The 18,350-nt window shown below is 37.2% G+C and carries 20 protein-coding genes and 1 pseudogene; all 21 read left to right on the forward strand.

The genetic code is table 11. The features are described from left to right. Positions 1–57: 57 nt before the first annotated feature. Positions 58–120: pseudogene (locus LIZ98_RS18185) on the forward strand (capping complex subunit for YIEGIA); the annotation flags it as partial. A gap of 272 nt (positions 121–392) precedes the next feature. Beyond that, a complete protein-coding gene (der, locus tag LIZ98_RS08745) occupies positions 393–1,703 on the forward strand; it encodes a ribosome biogenesis GTPase Der (RefSeq protein ID WP_108898202.1) in 1,311 nt (436 codons plus the stop codon). Positions 1,704–1,716: 13 nt separating this feature from the next. Then, positions 1,717–2,754, forward strand: a complete 1,038-nt coding sequence (locus tag LIZ98_RS08750) for an NAD(P)H-dependent glycerol-3-phosphate dehydrogenase (RefSeq protein ID WP_227139442.1) — start codon at positions 1,717–1,719, stop codon at positions 2,752–2,754. Positions 2,755–3,037: 283 nt separating this feature from the next. Continuing rightward, positions 3,038–3,241, forward strand: coding sequence for a DUF2768 domain-containing protein (locus tag LIZ98_RS08755; protein WP_034770660.1), 204 nt, complete (start codon positions 3,038–3,040; stop codon positions 3,239–3,241). Between the two features lie 84 nt (positions 3,242–3,325). Next, positions 3,326–4,039 (forward strand): LptM family lipoprotein, encoded by a 714-nt coding sequence (locus tag LIZ98_RS08760; protein WP_227139443.1) that lies wholly within the window; start codon positions 3,326–3,328, stop codon positions 4,037–4,039. 335 nt (positions 4,040–4,374) lie between these two features. Continuing rightward, the gene (spoIVA, locus tag LIZ98_RS08765; RefSeq protein ID WP_227091009.1) at positions 4,375–5,853 is read left to right on the forward strand and encodes a stage IV sporulation protein A; all 1,479 of its coding nucleotides are present in this window, start codon (positions 4,375–4,377) and stop codon (positions 5,851–5,853) included. A gap of 466 nt (positions 5,854–6,319) precedes the next feature. Continuing rightward, positions 6,320–6,592, forward strand: a complete 273-nt coding sequence (locus LIZ98_RS08770) for an HU family DNA-binding protein (RefSeq protein WP_034770652.1) — start codon at positions 6,320–6,322, stop codon at positions 6,590–6,592. Positions 6,593–6,938: 346 nt separating this feature from the next. Then, positions 6,939–7,502, forward strand: coding sequence for a GTP cyclohydrolase I FolE (folE, locus tag LIZ98_RS08775; RefSeq protein ID WP_034770650.1), 564 nt, complete (start codon positions 6,939–6,941; stop codon positions 7,500–7,502). A 19-nt stretch (positions 7,503–7,521) separates the two neighbouring features. After that, positions 7,522–7,752 (forward strand): trp RNA-binding attenuation protein MtrB, encoded by a 231-nt coding sequence (mtrB, locus tag LIZ98_RS08780; RefSeq protein ID WP_034770648.1) that lies wholly within the window; start codon positions 7,522–7,524, stop codon positions 7,750–7,752. 247 nt (positions 7,753–7,999) lie between these two features. Further along, a complete protein-coding gene (locus LIZ98_RS08785; protein WP_052480376.1) occupies positions 8,000–8,767 on the forward strand; it encodes a heptaprenyl diphosphate synthase component 1 in 768 nt (255 codons plus the stop codon). Between the two features lie 28 nt (positions 8,768–8,795). Next, positions 8,796–9,506: a demethylmenaquinone methyltransferase gene (locus tag LIZ98_RS08790; RefSeq protein WP_041846370.1), complete on the forward strand. Its 711-nt coding sequence runs from the start codon at positions 8,796–8,798 to the stop codon at positions 9,504–9,506. Between the two features lie 25 nt (positions 9,507–9,531). Continuing rightward, a complete protein-coding gene (gene hepT / locus LIZ98_RS08795) occupies positions 9,532–10,494 on the forward strand; it encodes a heptaprenyl diphosphate synthase component II (protein ID WP_108898197.1) in 963 nt (320 codons plus the stop codon). Between the two features lie 238 nt (positions 10,495–10,732). Beyond that, positions 10,733–11,179 (forward strand): nucleoside-diphosphate kinase, encoded by a 447-nt coding sequence (gene ndk / locus LIZ98_RS08800; RefSeq protein ID WP_227139444.1) that lies wholly within the window; start codon positions 10,733–10,735, stop codon positions 11,177–11,179. Between the two features lie 271 nt (positions 11,180–11,450). Continuing rightward, complete coding sequence (locus tag LIZ98_RS08805; RefSeq protein WP_227139445.1) at positions 11,451–12,227, forward strand: CheR family methyltransferase; 777 nt, start codon at positions 11,451–11,453, stop codon at positions 12,225–12,227. A 195-nt stretch (positions 12,228–12,422) separates the two neighbouring features. Further along, the gene (locus LIZ98_RS08810) at positions 12,423–13,307 is read left to right on the forward strand and encodes a hypothetical protein (protein ID WP_034770637.1); all 885 of its coding nucleotides are present in this window, start codon (positions 12,423–12,425) and stop codon (positions 13,305–13,307) included. A 183-nt stretch (positions 13,308–13,490) separates the two neighbouring features. After that, positions 13,491–14,756 (forward strand): tetratricopeptide repeat protein, encoded by a 1,266-nt coding sequence (locus tag LIZ98_RS08815; protein ID WP_041846373.1) that lies wholly within the window; start codon positions 13,491–13,493, stop codon positions 14,754–14,756. Between the two features lie 30 nt (positions 14,757–14,786). Next, positions 14,787–15,332 carry a ReoY family proteolytic degradation factor gene (locus LIZ98_RS08820; RefSeq protein ID WP_095141175.1) on the forward strand — a complete coding sequence of 182 codons (546 nt, stop codon included), beginning with the start codon at positions 14,787–14,789 and terminating at the stop codon, positions 15,330–15,332. A 329-nt stretch (positions 15,333–15,661) separates the two neighbouring features. Further along, positions 15,662–16,141 (forward strand): YpiF family protein, encoded by a 480-nt coding sequence (locus LIZ98_RS08825; RefSeq protein ID WP_227139446.1) that lies wholly within the window; start codon positions 15,662–15,664, stop codon positions 16,139–16,141. Positions 16,142–16,283: 142 nt separating this feature from the next. Beyond that, positions 16,284–16,793 carry a QcrA and Rieske domain-containing protein gene (locus LIZ98_RS08830; RefSeq protein ID WP_041846375.1) on the forward strand — a complete coding sequence of 170 codons (510 nt, stop codon included), beginning with the start codon at positions 16,284–16,286 and terminating at the stop codon, positions 16,791–16,793. 2 nt (positions 16,794–16,795) lie between these two features. Next, positions 16,796–17,470 carry a menaquinol-cytochrome c reductase cytochrome b subunit gene (qcrB, locus tag LIZ98_RS08835; protein ID WP_033828556.1) on the forward strand — a complete coding sequence of 225 codons (675 nt, stop codon included), beginning with the start codon at positions 16,796–16,798 and terminating at the stop codon, positions 17,468–17,470. 42 nt (positions 17,471–17,512) lie between these two features. Further along, positions 17,513–18,277, forward strand: coding sequence for a menaquinol-cytochrome c reductase cytochrome b/c subunit (locus LIZ98_RS08840; RefSeq protein WP_041846376.1), 765 nt, complete (start codon positions 17,513–17,515; stop codon positions 18,275–18,277). The last annotated feature ends 73 nt before the right edge of the window (positions 18,278–18,350 follow it).

Raw genomic sequence — 18,350 nt, forward strand, 5'->3', positions numbered from 1 at the left:
CCCATTTAATGGGCTTTTTGGAAATTTTTTGCATAACACAAGTGTCAAACTCCCGAACCGATTTTAGATGGAATTGCCCATAAAATAACTGATGAAATCATGATTATCGTAAAACATTAATCCAATTTGGCAAATGAGTTATAATTTGGTAAAATATATTGGGACATTTTCTTCGGATAATTTGTAAATGGAAGACGGATGGATTAAACCCTTCTTTATGGCTAGAAGGGTTTATTTTCTATCATTTATATAAATAGATGGATAGCATATTGATGATTCACTTCAATCCAGATATTTTGCATGGGGATAATTAATTGAAATTCTTTGAAACTTGCCATTCCATTAAAATAGTCATGAAAGAATCTTAAGAAAGTGATGAAGAGGTGAAGAATATGTCAATGCCAGTAGTAGCTATAGTTGGCAGGCCAAATGTCGGTAAATCAACAATATTTAACAGAATCGTCGGGGAACGTATTTCAATTGAGGAAGATGTGCCCGGTGTGACAAGAGACCGTATTTACGGAAAAGGAGAATGGTTAAATGTTGAATTTAATATTATCGACACCGGTGGAATTGATATCGGAGACGAACCGTTCCTCGAACAAATCCGCTGGCAGGCACAAATTGCCATTGATGAAGCAGATGTGATCATTATGATAACAAGCGGTCGAGACGGTGTGACGGCGACTGATGAAGAGGTGGCGAAAATATTATACCGTTCAAAGAAACCGGTTGTTTTAGCGGTCAATAAAGTGGATAATCCGGAAATGCGTGATCAAATTTATGATTTCTACTCATTAGGATTCGGGGACCCGTTTCCGATTTCCGGAAGTCATGGTCTTGGTCTTGGTGATTTACTCGATGAAGTTGTGAAACATTTTCCAAATAAAGCTGATGCGGATTACGACGAGGATGTTATTAAATTTTCATTAATTGGCCGCCCGAATGTCGGTAAATCTTCTTTAGTCAATGCAATATTGGGTGAAGAACGGGTAATTGTCAGTGATATTGCCGGGACAACAAGAGATGCGGTCGATTCGCCTTATACATATGAAGGGCAAAACTATGTCATAATGGATACGGCAGGAATTCGTAAAAAAGGGAAAGTTTATGAGAGTACGGAAAAATATTCGGTCCTCCGTGCGTTAAGAGCAATTGAACGTTCTGATGTTGTTCTGGTTGTTATCGATGCTGAAGAAGGAATTATTGAACAAGATAAACGGATTGCGGGGTTACCTCACGAGGCCGGACGCGGAGTCATCATCGTCGTTAATAAATGGGATGCCATTGAAAAAGATGAAAAAACAATGAATGAATTTGAAAAGAAAATACGTAATCAATTTTTATTTCTTGATTATGCACCGATCATTTTTGTTTCCGCAAAAACAAAAAAGAGGTTACATACATTGATCCCGATGATTAAACTCGTCAGTGAAAATCATTCACTGAGAGTACAAACGAATGTGTTAAACGATGTGATTATGGATGCGGTTGCCATGAATCCGACACCAACGGACAAAGGGAAACGGCTGAAAATCTATTATATAACCCAAGTATCCGTAAAGCCTCCAACTTTTGTTTTGTTTGTAAATGACCCGGAATTACTGCATTTTTCCTATGAACGTTTTTTAGAAAATCGGATCCGGGACGCTTTCGGATTTTTAGGAACCCCGATTAGAATCATTCCGCGGGCTAGAAAATAAAGGAGTGGAGAAAATGACGAATAAAACGTTAACCGTATTAGGTGCCGGAAGCTGGGGAACTGCACTTTCCCTTGTTCTTGCCGACAACGGGCATGATGTACGGTTATGGAGTTATCATAAGGAACAAGCAGAAAAAATCAATCGAACGAAAATGAATGAAAATTATTTACCGGACATTTTACTGCCGGAAACGATAATTGCTTATCATGATTTAGAGGAAGCAATTAAAAACTGTGAAATCATTATTGTCGCAGTCCCTACAAAAGCTGTCCGGGAAGTGATGAAAAAATTATTAAATTATATAAAGAATCCGGTTACGATTATTCATGTATGTAAAGGAATTGAACCCGGTTCTTTAAAGCGCGTTTCCGAAATAATTAAAGAGGAAGTTCCTGAATATCTATTGAAAGATATTGTCGTTCTGTCCGGGCCTTCCCATGCTGAGGAAGTAAGTCTGCGCCACCCGACAACGGTTGCAGTTGCTTCGGAAAATCTTGCAGCAGCTGAAATGGTTCAAGAATTATTTATGAATACGAATTTCCGGGTCTATACAAATCCGGATGTAATCGGTGTTGAAATCGGCGGGGCATTGAAAAATATTATTGCCCTTGCAGCAGGTATTTCAGATGGACTCGGTTATGGGGATAATGCCAAAGCCGCATTAATGACAAGAGGACTTGCCGAAATTGCCCGTCTTGGGACAAAGATGGGGGCGAATCCACTCACTTTTTCCGGATTGACCGGAATTGGTGATTTAATTGTAACATGTACGAGTGTGCATTCGAGAAACTGGCGAGCCGGAAACGCATTAGGTAAAGGAGAAAGCTTGCAGGAGATTTTACATAACATGGGACAAACGGTTGAAGGAGTTCGCACAACAAAAGCAGTCTATCAGTTGGCAGAAAAATATCAAGTCAATATGCCAATTTCAATCATATTATATAAAGTGCTGTTTGAAAATTTAAATCCGAAAGCAGCTGTTGATGAATTAATGACAAGAAAAAAGACACATGAGATGGAGGATTTAGTCAACATTTTAGAAAATGAATGATCTTCACGATTACGAAGATGGAATATTTCAATGAAAATAGGCCTTCGAGGATACAGAATATTTTATTTGTGCATAGAATATGGTGTGTTTTAACGAGGGTTGGGTATTAATTGTCTGATAAGCTGAAAGAAGTGTACGCCTCCGCTTCATTCAGCTTTTTCTTTTTGTTCGTTAACAACAGAGATGCATGTACATATTTCAATACAGTTTATTAAAATTATGATAGAATGGATGACGAAAAACACTTTATAATTATTGAAATACTCAAAAAGGGGTGAACAGGTTGTCTTTAGCCTTAACAAAAATGTGGATATCATTTGCGGCTATGGGTTTTATGTTTCTTTCCATCGTTCTCATTTATTTAAGCCGCTATAAATTGAAAATGAGACTTTTACGAATACTGACGGCCTTTGTTGCATACGGATTGATGATTTACTCCGGTATCATTATCTTTATTATCGTTTTTTCCGGTCCAACGATTGAATGAAATTTTTCAAGTATTCCTATTTTAACTGTCGTTAACTGAATAAAACAATAACCATTTGGACATGCGGGGATGTGAAATAACAGGGTGAAAAAAGCAATATTCCTTTTTACGATTATGAGCATTTGTTTTATACTCAGCGGGTGTTTATATCCGGAAGACGATCAGGCAAAACGTTTACCGAATGAAGTGGAAGTTGAAGCTGTTCAAAAAGCGGTAGATAACTATTATCAAGATACTGACGGAATTTTACCGATAAAAAATAAAGATGACGAAACAGACATGTTTATGAAATATTTGGTTGATTTCAAACGGATTGTCCCGCAATATTTATCGGAAATCCCGAAAAATGCTTATGAAAATGGTGGCGTGTTCCAGTACGTTATTATGAATCCGGAAACGAACCCGACCGTCAAAATTTTTGATTTACGAATTGCTGAGAAAATTAGAGAGGTAAATTACCGTTTAGTATCTAAAGAATATCCTCCGTTTAAAGAAGTAATCGGTAAAAACGCATTTTCTTTAGACTATAAGAAATTAGGATTTGAAGAAGATCCAATGATAGAAAGTCCCTATACCGGAAAGAACTTGCCTTTGATTATGTCCGGTGAGGGTGAGATTTATGTCGATTATACAAATGACCTTTACCAACTATGGGAAACAGGTAAACTTTCAAAAGTAAAACCGGGTGAAGATATTCGAATAATGTTGGCGGAGCAATCTATTTTTGTACCGGCCTATTCTCTTCCGTATACAATTGATGAACAAGGGAAACCGGTTTTTATGGAGAAAAAGGAATGAAGTGAGTTACGATGCACAGTTAAAAAATTTAAGCGATTTTCAGTTGTTCTGACTCCTATATGCATTTATCAAAAAATTTTTCGCTATCCTTGGAATTTACTACATTGTTGAAAAGTTAATCTTTCAAAAAGTATAAAAAACAGGAATAACCCCTCTTTTTTACAATATATTGTAGGAGAGGGGTTATATATTTTTTGCAGGCAGGGAGGGTAAAAAATATAAAACAAATAAAATAATAGTCATAAGTTAAGTGGACAACAACATAAATATATAATGTCCATAGGAGTAAAAACCGGATTAAATATCCCAGCAATCGAGGAACGGGAGGGGATTTTTTGGAAAAGTTCGATATTTTTAAAGACATTGCCGAACGTACTGGCGGTGATATTTATATTGGTGTTGTCGGTGCCGTTCGAACAGGAAAATCCACATTTATCAAAAAATTTATGGAACTCGTCGTTTTACCAAATATTGAACATGAGGCAGAGCGGGCACGGGCCCAAGATGAGCTCCCTCAAAGTGCAGCTGGTAAAACAATTATGACAACTGAACCGAAATTTGTACCGAATCAAGCGGTGACTGTTCATGTGGATGAGGGATTGGATGTAAATGTTCGCCTCGTCGATTGTGTCGGTTATACCGTACCGGGAGCAAAAGGGTATGAAGATGAAAACGGCCCGAGAATGATCAACACACCATGGTATGAAGAACCGATTCCATTTCATGAGGCGGCGGAAATTGGTACCCGTAAAGTTATTCAAGAGCATTCAACAATCGGCGTTGTTATAACGACAGACGGAACAATCGGAGAAATTCCACGGGATAATTATGTTGAAGCAGAAGAACGGGTTGTTACAGAATTGAAAGAGGTTGGAAAGCCCTTCATTATTATCATCAACTCGACAAAGCCTCATTTCCCTGAAACGGAACAATTAAGACTGGAGCTTCAAGAAAAATATGATATCCCTGTGCTTGCCATGAGTGTGGAAAATATGCGGGAAGCAGATGTTCATAATGTTTTAAAAGAAACATTATTCGAGTTTCCTGTTCTTGAAGTCAATGTCAACTTGCCGAGTTGGGTAATGGTATTAAAAGAAGGTCATTGGTTAAGAACAAGTTATCAAGAGGCAGTAAAAGAAACGGTGAAAGATATTAAGAGATTAAGAGATGTGGACCGTGTCGTTCAATCATTTACTGAATTTGACTTTATTGAGCGGGCGGGACTTGCCGGAATTGAAATGGGGCAAGGGATTGCGGAAATTGATTTACATGCACCTGATGAACTGTATGATCAAGTGTTGAAAGAAATTGTCGGCGTTGAAATTCGCGGGAAAGACCATCTTCTTGAATTAATGCAAAATTTTGCTCATGCGAAAAAGGAATATGATCAAATTGCCGATGCGTTGAAAATGGTGAAACAAACCGGATATGGGATCGCTGCACCATCCATTGAGGATATGAGTTTGGATGAACCGGAAATTATTCGCCAAGGCTCCAGATTCGGTGTCCGTTTAAAAGCCGTGGCACCAAGCATTCATATGATAAAAGTCGATGTAGAGAGTGAATTTGCTCCGATTATTGGGACGGAAAAGCAAAGTGAAGAGCTTGTCCGTTACTTAATGCAAGATTTTGAGGATGATCCTTTATCAATCTGGAATTCAGATATTTTTGGTAGAAATTTGAATTCGATTGTCCGAGAAGGAATTCAAGCAAAACTTGCATTAATGCCGGAAAATGCCCGGTATAAATTAAAAGAAACATTGGAACGAATCATCAATGAAGGATCAGGCGGATTGATTGCTATTATTTTATAGTTTCGATAGACTCCAGAGAGAATGGGGTCTTTTTTCATGGTATATGAATGAAAATAAAAAATACGGGTGACTAGTCTATAGGCAAGTTTATTGTCTAGTTCAGCACGCCCAACGTTAATTTCTGTAAACGAAAATGTATTTTATGTTTAAAATGACAAAAAAGTGGAAAAAGTGAATATAGACCGTCTGAATGATGGAACTTTATTCGTGTTACTTTACGGGCAAAAGGATATAAATAACCACCTGTACATGATATAAAATGAACCTTAGACAAGAAAATTGATTAAAACTAGAAAAATTTGGATTGTTTTCTGATTAAACCTTGCTATGATAGAAATGTTGTGATAATCTTTTAACAGAATTGTTCTTGTTTCACTTTTCAATTATGGAAAAAAGAACAAGTATAATTTTAAAAATGAGTTGCAATCCATATATTGCACCACTTTATTGGGAGGAGGTGAATGGCATGAACAAAACTGAATTAGTAAGCGCAGTTGCTGAAGCTGCTGAACTTTCTAAAAAAGATGCGGCGAAAGCAGTTGATGCTGTTTTTGACTCAATTCTTAATGCTTTAAAAGAAGGCGATAAAGTCCAACTAATCGGATTTGGTAATTTCGAGGTTCGTGAACGTTCTGCTCGTAAAGGTCGGAACCCGCAAACCGGTGAAGAAATTGAAATCGCAGCAAGTAAAGTTCCTGCATTCAAACCTGGGAAAGCTCTTAAAGAAGCAGTCAAATAATTACATAAAATTGTAATTTAAATGGACCTGTATGTCATTACATATACAGGTCCTTTCGTTTTTCCACGGAATTTTTCCCATCTTAACGGCGAGTCAAGACCTCTACCTCAAGATTTTCGAATTTACAAAGAAGATAGATGAGGACGGGCTGCCCTATGCATCAGATTGGTTCAACTAACAGAGCCCCACTGATGGAAGTTTCACTTTATTAAGCGTTTTTTTTACGGTCTTTCTTTTTTGCCCCATATGTTCCAATGTGCTAATATGAAATAGATTAAAATTAAATATTGTTTGTTTTAATTATAATCTATCAGGAATTTGCAGTTCATATAGGGAGGAACATACGATGAAAGAGATGAATCTGGAACAAATTGAAAAAGGGGTTCGTCTTATCCTTGAGGGAATAGGTGAAGATCCGAATCGTGAAGGCTTACTAGACACGCCAAAACGAGTTGCAAAAATGTATGCAGAGATGTTTCATGGGCTTAATATAGATCCGAGAGAATACTTTAATACAGTTTTTCATGAAGAAACTGAGGAGCTTGTCCTCGTTAAAGATATACCGTTTTATTCAATGTGTGAACATCATCTTGTTCCGTTCTTCGGACATGTACATGTTGCCTATATTCCAAGAAACGGGAAAATTACCGGATTAAGCAAACTGGCAAGAGCTGTTGAAGCGGTTGCCAAAAGGCCGCAACTCCAAGAAAGAATTACTCGCTTAGTTGCTGACAGCATAATGGAAAAACTGGACCCATTGGGGGTTATGGTCGTTGTTGAAGCAGAGCATATGTGCATGACAATGCGCGGGGTAAAAAAACCGGGTTCAAAGACGGTGACAACAGTAGCAAGAGGTTGTTTTGATACAGATGCAGAAAAAAGAAAAGAAGTCTTGTCTTTGATTAAATAACTTTCAAGGGGGCTTTGGTATGGATAAGCATACAATCACAAATGATTATGTAATCATCAAGGCATTGGATGATGGGGTAAACGTTATCGGGTTAACCAGGGGGCAAGACACACGCTTCCACCATTCAGAAAAGTTGGATAAAGGGGAAGTAATGATCGCACAATTTACGGATCATACTTCAGCGATAAAAGTTCGCGGTAAATCTCAAATCATTTCAGCTTATGGCGAAGTTTTCAGTGACAGTAAATAAACACTCTTTTGTGTTTCGAATAATATAAAATGCCTTTCAAAAAACGGAAAAACTTGTGATATAATTGTGATAGTTTGCTTTTCGGGTTTAAAAGTAGAAAAGAAACTTTTGACAAAATGATGATTGCAAAAATGGAAATTAGCTTTGTGCTCGCTTCAATCAGAACAAATCAGGTTATTTGCATGGATACAAAAATTTTAAATCAATGAACCAATATTAAACAAGAACGGTATTTGAGGGTGATTTTGTGCAATTTTCGAAAAAGTATATTACGGAGATGAAAGAAAAAATATATAACAAAATTCATCATTCATTTTTATCTAGTCAATTGGAACTGCCGGAGATTGATAATGATAAACTCTACTTACTCTTATCCATCTTACGTTTTCAAGATTTGCCGAGAGCTCAGTTTGAAACATATGCTACTTCAGTGATGTTTATTCAAATTGCCCTTGATACCCATGATCTTGTTAAAAATGATGATGAATACATGCAGCATAAAAAGCGTCAATTAACCGTGCTTGCGGGTGACTTTTATAGCGGTTTATATTATTACTCTTTGTCTCATTTACCAAATATCCAAATGATCCGCAATCTTGCGGAAGGGATTAAAATTGTTAACGAAAACAAAATTCGTATTTATAACAAAGAAGTGCATTCTTTTGAGGAATATATGTCTTGCATGATGAAGAAAGAAACGGCTATTTATCAAAAATTGGCCCGCTATTTTCATCATCCGATTTCAGAACTGCTATCAAGCAATTGGTTACATATTAACCAAATCATTAAAGAAAAAGAAAAGTACATGAATTACATTAAGGAAAATGATTTGGTAGAACATAGCAACTTAAAAGGTGAAAAATTGAATCGCTTTGTAGGAAAACAAATCGATGCGTATATAGATTCCATGTACAGCCAACTTATTGAAATGGTGAAAGAACCATCCTTAATTGAAGATTTTCTTGAGTTGATTGCGTTCAATAAAAATAATGTCAATTCTACCTTCATTTCTTGAAATTGACCGGTAAAGGGAGTCGTTGTAGATGGAACAATCGAAAGAAGAAAAAGTTCACCGGGTGTTTGAAAATATCTATCAACAATATGACAAGATGAACTCGATTATTAGTTTTAGGCAACATATTCGCTGGCGGAAAGATACGATGAAACAGATGAACGTTCAGAAGGGGAAAAAGGCGCTGGATGTTTGCTGTGGTACTGCTGACTGGACGATTGCAATGAGCAAGGCAATCGGGGAAAACGGGGAAGTCATAGGACTCGATTTCAGTGAAAATATGTTAAAAGTTGGAAGGGAAAAGCTAGTCAAAGAACATATTCATAATGCCAAACTCGTTCAAGGAAATGCAATGGAACTACCATTTCCCGATAACAGTTTTGAATACGTCACGATTGGATTTGGCCTTAGAAATGTCCCTGATTATATGCAGGTTCTCCGGGAGATGCACCGGGTTTTAAAGCCGGGGGGAGTCGTTGCCTGCCTTGAAACTTCCCAACCGACAATGTTCGGTTTCAGACAAATATATTATTTTTATTTTCATTACATTATGCCGCTATTCGGGAAGTTGTTTGCCAAAAGCTATCAAGAGTATTCGTGGTTGCAAGAATCGGCAAGAGCGTTTCCGGATGCGAAAAAATTGGCGTCGATGTTTGAAGCGGCGGGATTTGATCATGTAACCTATAAAAAATATTTTGGCGGAGTTGCAGCTTTACACTTAGGATATAAAGGGCTGGAGTAGGCTTTAGTCAAGCTGGGTGGTACATATGAACTATAAAACGGTATATACAATATTAAATAATGATTTAAAAAAGATTGAAAATGAATTGGAATACGTATTGGATGCACATTCGCAGCTGTTAAAAGAATCTTCCTTGCATTATTTGCAGGCGGGGGGAAAGAGAATCCGTCCCGTTTTTGTATTGTTATCAGCCAAATTTGGAAACTATAATTTTCAAATTGTTAAAGATGTTGCTGTCAGTCTTGAATTAATACATATGGCCTCATTAATCCATGATGATGTGATAGATGATGCTTATACGAGAAGAGGTCGACCAACTGTTAAAGCGAAATGGGATAACAAAATTTCCATGTATACCGGTGATTACATATTGGCACGTGCTTTAGAAATCATAACTAGCTTAAATAATGTAGAAGCCCACAAAATATTATCAAAGACGATGGTAGAGTTGAGTATTGGGGAAATCGAACAAATTCGGGATAAATATAATTTTGAACAAACGATTACAAATTATTTTCGCCGAATTAAACGAAAAACGGCACTTTTAATTGCAGCCAGTTGTCAACTTGGAGGAATTGCCGCTGACGTACCACGAGATGTTCATATCAAACTGGCAAAGTTCGGTTATTATGCAGGCATGGCGTTCCAAATTACAGACGATATATTGGATTTTACTTCAACCGAAGCAAAGTTGGGTAAACCTGCCGGAGAAGATTTGTTGCAAGGGAATATTACTCTCCCGGTCCTTCTTGCCATAAAAAATCCCGATGTAAAATCCCAGATTGAAAAAGTGAATGAATATATGGATAGTGATGAACTGTCTGCAATCATTGAATTAATAAAAAATACGGGTGCGATCAATAAAGCGATGCAAATTAGTAACTTATATTTGCAAAAAGCAAATCAAGTATTGAATGTTTTACCGCCAAATCCGACAAAAAAATTATTAGGAACCATGTTAAAATTCATCGGAAAACGAAATTTTTGACAGCATTTTAGAGGGCGCTCTGCGCTTTTCTTATACGTTAAGAAAGTATAAATTTCCAGCAAAGAAGCGAATTCGACGTAGTTGGAAATTTTAAGAATTAAGTATAAGTGCTCTTGCGGCTCTGCTCTCGCCTAAAGGCTCGGCAGTCGCCGAGTTTTCTTTATTTGCAAACAATGAAAACAGATGATAATATGTTTTTGGAAAACTATTAACGCTACGAATGGATGGAGAGAGAATGATGGAGAAAACATTTTTAATGGTAAAACCGGACGGAGTACAAAGAGGATTAATTGGAGAAATTGTTTCCAGATTTGAAAGGAAGGGTTTTCAATTGGTTGGAGCAAAACTTATGCAAATCCCAACCAGTGTGGCAGAACAACATTATGGTGAACATAAAGGAAAACCTTTCTACGATGAGTTGGTTTCATTTATCACTTCAGGACCTGTATTCGCCATGGTTTGGCAAGGTGAAAATGTTATTGCAACGGCTCGCCAAATGATGGGTGCTACGAATCCGAAAGATGCGTTACCGGGAACAATTCGTGGCGATTATGGTGTGACGGTTGGTAAAAATATCATCCACGGCTCTGATTCATTGGAAAGTGCAAAACGGGAAATTTCCTTATTTTTCAAAGAAGAAGAATTGGTTAAATATACAAGAACAGTTGATGGATGGATTTATTAATGCTAACCTTATAACACTAGGTTAGTCGAGAAATCCCTTCACCAGTCTGTTTCCGTTATATCCCACCTTAACGGGTAGAAACACCCCTATCTCAAGATTTTCTAGTTTACAAAGAAGATAGGTGGGGAACGAGCTACCCGTAAAGGTCCGATTGGTTCAACTAACCATTAGTGGTGGATGAACAAAACCACCGCTGATGGAAGTTTCACTTTATGAAATCAGAAATCATTCGCTAAGAATTGTCTGGTGGTTTAGAAACGAGGAAGAATGAATGGAACAGGATTACCGGTTGTTTATTGAAAAAGTGAAGAGGAAAACAGGGATTGATTTATCTTTATATAAAGAAACACAAATGAAAAGAAGATTAACGTCATTATATCAAAAAAAAGGTTTTCATTCCTTTCAAGAATTTTTTCAAGGAATGGAAAGAGACCGTGAATTACTTTATGCTTTTCTCGATCGAATGACGATTAATGTATCGGAATTTTATCGGAATCGAAAAAGATGGGATGTTTTGGAGGAAAAAATTATTCCACAATTACTTTCCAAAAATAGAAATTTAAAAATTTGGAGTGCAGCTTGTTCAACAGGGGAAGAGCCCTATACAATCGCAATGGTTTTAAGTAATTTCCTGCCGCTCTCCGAAATTAAAATATTGGCTACCGATCTTGATGAAAACGCAATTCAAAAAGCAAAGATTGGGGCCTATCAGGAGCGGTCTCTACAGGAAGTTCCCGAGCAGATGAAGAGAAAATTTTTTTTCAAAGACCAAAATCACTATTTAATTCATGAGGAAGTAAAAAGAACAATCACCTTTAAAAAGCATAATCTTTTGGCTGATCCTTTCGATAAAAACTTTGATTTGATCGTATGCCGTAATGTATTGATTTATTTTACCGAAGAGGCGAAAAATTCACTGTATAAAAAGTTCAGTGCTTCGTTAAAACCCGGCGGTGTCTTATTTGTCGGCAGTACAGAACAAATTTTTAATGCGAGTCAATACAAACTTGAACCAATCGAAACATTTTTTTATCAAAAAATAGAGTAAAGAAAACTCGGTGAACGCCGAGTTTCTTCAAACTTTTCTAGAGTATATAAAACTGGAAATTACCTTGTGAAAATGATAACTTGTTACAAAAGAGTAATTAATATGTAATGGATATGTAATCACTTTTAGCAAAAAAAATTGAATAAAATCATTTTCATGTTCATAGCTTGTCATAAGACCATTGGAGGTGGTTTTATGACATATATTATTGAAAATGCCAATTTGTATAAGCAAAATCAGCTTATTACAACTTCTCTGTTAGTTGATAACGGGAAAATTTTATCCGTTCAGCCCAATTTTCCTAAATACTTATACATGAAAATGTCCGCAAAAGATTTCATTATGACTTCAACTTCAGTATTTTATGCCGATGGTGTTCCGCAAGATAAAGATACTACAATTGAGCAATATATGATCTCCCGGTATTTGGCAAAAGGTTGCACCACTGTTCTCGTTTCCGCCTATATAAAAAATGTGAATGAACTTGATCAAGCGATAGAAGAGGTAAGGAACTTTTATAAAAACAGCCCTTTAGACTATACAATTGCTGTAAAGATTCCCATTAAAGATTTTACTGTTCCATTTGTCTTAAAATGCAAGAGAAAGAAAATACCGGCGATATTTATTGAATTTAACGATAAACGAGAGTTGTACAAAATTCCATGGGGATGGATTCGTGAAGCCCTATTTCCTTACAATAGTCCGCTTATACCGGTAATCGTAAACTCCGGAAAAGAAAAAGAGGATTTACTCCAAACATGGCAATCGATATTACAACGTGAAAAAATACCCCATATTGAAGAATCGCTTTCTGAACAAACACCGTTACATCTTCAAGTCCTTAAAAAAATCGGTATTTATCCGCTGAAAGGTTATCTACAAACCGGCGGGGAGTTAAGCTATAATTTATATTTGTCGGGAAACGAACATCCTGTTTTTTCGTTCATGAACGATGAAAAAAAATTCATATTAGCAGTTACGGTGCATAAAGGAAAAATTGTCAAGGCAGGAGAAAAGATATATTATAATTTGGAGAATGGCGAAGAATTTACAATTAACCGTCCGTCGTTTTTTAGCTAAATTAGATTTCTGTATTTAATTTACGGCTGTCTGATTGGCTACGGACTTTGGTATGGCCCCTGTGTTGCAACAGGACGTGTCGCTTTTAGCCGATTATTTGCAGTTTTCAAAGCTGGATTCAAAGCTTTTCTTAATTAAAATAGATAGAAAGTTATTGATTATTGTCATAAGGAGCAATGTTCGATGAATAAAACGGAGCAATATACACTGTTAATGAAGCAAGGAAAATTGAAAGAAGCTGAAAAAATTTTTCATGCAGTTTTAAATAAGGGTAGTGATGAGGAGATCTACGCCCTTGCTGAGGAATTAACCCATCTCGGTTTTTTGGAAGAGGCATTGACTCTTTATCAGCGCTTGCTTGACCGTTACCCGGATGAGGGAGAATTACTGGTAGCGGTTGCCGAAGTCTTTATCCAGTTAGATCGGGAAGATGAAGCTTTATCAACATTGGAAAAAATTAACGCGGAAGACCCATTTTACGCTCAAGCCCTTTTGTTACAAGCGGATTTATATGATTCCCAAGGGCTTTTTGAAGTAAGTATACAAAAACTTTTACAGGCAGAAAAAATAGCACCTGATGAACCTGTCATTCAATTTGCTTTAGCAGAACTGTATGCCTCAATTGGAAAATTTGCTGAAGCGATTTATAAATATGAACAACTGCTTAAAGATACAAAAGAAATCGGTCATGTCAATTTACACCAGCGACTGGCGGATGCTTATGCGGCAGCAGGAGAATTTGAAAAAGCAATACATCATTATGACCATGTATTGGAAGACAAGCTTGATATCGATGTGCTTTTTGGTTACGGGTTGACTGCTTACCAGGCCGGTTTATATGAAAAAGCAATTGAAAAATTAACCGAAGTAAAAGAACTGGATCCTGATTATCACAGCTTATATCTGCCGCTTGCCAAAAGTTATGAACATCTCGAGGATCTTGAAAAAGCTTTGCAAATTTCAACAGCCGGGTTAAAAGTGAACCCTTATCAAAGAGAACTTCATTATTTTGCCGGTAAAATCAGTTTGAAGCTGGGAGATGAATCATCTGCAGAAAAATTTTTCTTGGATGCAATTGAATTGGATCCTTCGTATATCGATGCACTTCTTACTTTGAATAAGCTTTATTTAAAACAGGAACGATATCAAGAGATTATCCAATTAGTCGAACCATTGTTAGCGGAAGGTGAAGAAGACCCTGATCTTCTCTGGGATTATGCCGTCAGTTGTGACAAAGAAGAACAATATTCTGAGGCATTAAATGCTTACCGTAGTGCATATAGATATTTAAAAGAAAACAGTGACTTTCTACAAAATTATGGATTTTTTCTGTTAGAAGAAGGAATTTTTGATGAAGCTATCGAAGTATTTAATAAACTGCAAAATATGGACCCAACGAATGCTGAGTATCTGGATGTTTTGGAGAGATTGGAAGCAGACAGTAAGTAATTAATTTTATTTAACAAGGAGGGATTGTCGATGGCCGCTCCTATATCTGTTAATGAGAAAAAAGAATTTATCCGCTGGTTTCTTAATCATTATCAATTGAAAAGGCGGGAATGTGTATGGATTTTAAATTATTTAATGAGCCATGATCAATTGATGGAAAAAGTCCATTTTGTGGAACATGCCGAATTTTGTCCCCGGGGAATTATAATGAGTACCCAATGTGTGGATGATGTCCCTTTTCGTTTTTACAAAGATTCTATTTTAACAACAGATGCTGAAAAATCTTTTCATGATATTCGACTCAATCGTGATCAGGAGATATATATCCAATTGAACTTTAAGGCAGTTCACAAATCGCATCATTATGCACTTGTTCTTGAGAATAATCCGTATATGCCGGAACACTTGGAGATTTCGGATAAGGACCGTGAACTTGCAGAACAGTTCTTACAAACCTCCATTAAGAATTTCCAACTGGAGCAAATTCGGGAAAAAATTGATAAAGCATTGGACCGGAAAGATAAAGAAGAATTTATCATGTTATCCGAACAGTTAAACCGGATTTTGAATCGATAGAAAAGGTGTCCGACCACGGGTTCTTTGTAGTTTTTAATGAACTTGCCCGTTCGTTGGGCACCTTTTTCTTTAAGTTAGTTGAACCAGTCGGGCATATATGGGCAGCAGTCCCACCTTTTCCTTTTATAAACTCGAAAGTCTTGAGATGGAGGTCTTGACTCGTTGTTAAGGTGGAAAAATAAAACAGTAGTTTCATAAAAATGTCTAAAATTGTTCACAATTTATTCAAATATTTGTATAAAATTATGCTATCTTTATAATTAAACAAAGATATTTATTTGCTTAAAAAATTATTTTTGAAACAGATTTAGGAAAAGGGAGGTGAAAGAGTGCGTTGGACAGCTCAAGATTTTTCCACTTTCACTCTTTCAAAGGAATATATTGATACCGTTCTGATTCCAATGGTTCCAATCTCCTTTGATGAACGTGGAAAAGACGCTGCAAGTGGAAGCGAATTCATCCAAATGATTGCAATCGAAATTGAGCGCCAATTTAAAGGGAGAATCCTTCTATTACCATCATTTGTCTATTTTTTAAACTTTTCCGATCAAGATAAAAAAATGTTGCTTACCAAATGGCATCACGAACTGACTAAGAAATCGTTTAAACATCTTTTCTTTATCAGCTCTGACCAATCATGGAAAAGTATCGTTGAACAGTTAAAAGGAGAGTTGATTTGGATTCCATCCATTCCGCTTGAACATCTTGATGGAACGAATAAAATGGCCATTATCGATAATCAAGTTAAACAATTGTTGAATCTTTTTGTAGAAAAATGGCAGGCAGCAGAAGATGTAAGTGGTTCATAAGAATTGTGAAGTTGATAACTGAATAAAATATTATTTAATAATATTTATTATATTGACCTAATTTTGATGATGATATATTATAAAAATTGACTATGATAGAAAGGGGTATACCCATTGAATTGCAAGATTGGAGGGGAGTAGGATGAGTGAACAACGGGTAACAAGGCGCCAATTCCTTAGCTATACGATAATGGGTGTAGGCGGGTTTATGGCGGCTGCTTCAGTGATGCCAATGCTGCGAATGGCAGTTGATCCTGTTTTACAGGTTGAAGCGGGGGGCGATTTTATTGCAACAACCGTGAAAGTTGATGAATTGACAAACGAACCGACTCGTGTCGATTTTCAATTTGAGCAGGAAGACGGATGGTATACGTCCAATGTAACACAAACAGCATGGGTATACAAAGATGATAAGGGTGAAATTATTGCACTTTCACCGGTTTGTAAACATTTAGGCTGTACGGTTAACTGGAATTCGAACAAAGACCATCCAAATCAATTTTTCTGTCCATGCCATAAAGGGTTGTATGAAAAAGATGGAACCAATGTACCGGGGACACCGCCTCGCGGACCATTAGACCGGTATAAGTATAAGGTAAAAGATGGCGTGCTTTATTTAAGTAGACGAGCAAGTGCGGTTAGGGGTGCATAAAAGTGTTAAACAAAGTATATGATTGGATCGACGAACGTTTAGATATTACCCCGTTATGGCGTGATGTTGCAGACCATGAAGTACCTGAGCACGTAAACCCGGCCCATCATTTCAGTGCATTTGTTTATTGCTTTGGCGGCTTGACTTTCTTTGTCGTTGTAATCCAAGTTTTGTCGGGAATGTTCTTATCTATGTATTATGTTCCGGATATTGAGCGTGCTTGGGAATCGGTATATTATTTGCAGAATCAGGTCGCATTTGGGCAGATTGTCCGTGGAATGCATCACTGGGGAGCAAGTATTGTGATTGTTATGATGTTTTTACATACGTTGCGGGTATTTTTCCAAGGTGCTTATAAAAAGCCCCGGGAGTTAAACTGGATTGTTGGGGTTTTAATCTTTTTTGTCATGTTGGCCTTAGGCTTAACCGGTTACTTGTTACCGTGGGATATGAAAGCGCTAAACGCTACAAAAGTTACTTTGGATATTGCACAATCTACACCTTTGATTGGTGATATGCTAAAAACATTGCTGAGCGGTGATGAACATATTGTTGGTGCAGAGACATTAACGCGTTTCTTTGCCATCCATGTATTTTTCTTACCGGCAGCATTGCTTGGATTAATCGGCTTGCATTTCCTTATGATTCGTAAACAAGGGATTTCAGGTCCGCTGTAATTTCAATGGGTTGAAGTTGTTTTGTATTAAGGAGGGGAACATATGAAGAGGGGGAAAGGAATGAAGTTTGTCGGGGATTCTCGTGTTCCGATCAATAATCGGAAGCCGAATATCCCGAAAGACTACTCGGAATATCCCGGAAAAACAGAAGCTTTCTATCCTGATTTCTTGTTGAAAGAATGGATGGTCGGGGCTGTCTTCTTAATTGGCTTTTTATGTCTGGTAGTTGTCGAACCGCCTCCATTAGAGAGGATTGCCGACCCGACGGATACCAGCTATATACCGATGCCGGACTGGTACTTTCTGTTTCTTTATCAATTGTTAAAGTATTCATTTGCATCAGGACCATATAATATTTTAGGTGCTTTTATCATTCCAGGGCTGGCTTTTACTGCTTTACTCTTGGCGCCTTTTCTTGATCGGGGACCAAAAAGGCGTCCGCTTGACCGTCCGTTTGCTACGGGATTTATGCTACTTGCGATTTGCGCTATATTTTATTTAACTTGGGAAGCCGCCGCTCATCATGATTGGGAAGCGGCCAAAAAACAAGGGATGATTCGTGAAGTTGTCGAGGTCGATAAAGAGGATCCGGCTTATAAAATTCTTGAAGCCAATACTTGTTTAAGCTGTCATGGCGGAAATTTGGAAGGCGGTTCCGGGCCACCTTTAGCTGGAACGAAATTATCGGTTGATGAGATTAAAGATATTGCGAAAAATGGAAAGGGTAGTATGCCACCGGGAATTTTCCAAGGAACAGATGAAGAATTGCAACAAATTGCCGAATTTATTAAAAGTATTGAAAAATAATAATGGTCTTTTTCTAGGGTAAGGCTTTCGATTTCATTTGGTCAGCAGTTGACTTATATGAAAAAGAGGTCTT

The organism is Caldibacillus sp. 210928-DFI.2.18 (genome assembly GCF_020554505.1).
GTDB classification, from domain to species: Bacteria; Bacillota; Bacilli; order Bacillales; family Caldibacillaceae; genus Caldifermentibacillus; species Caldifermentibacillus hisashii.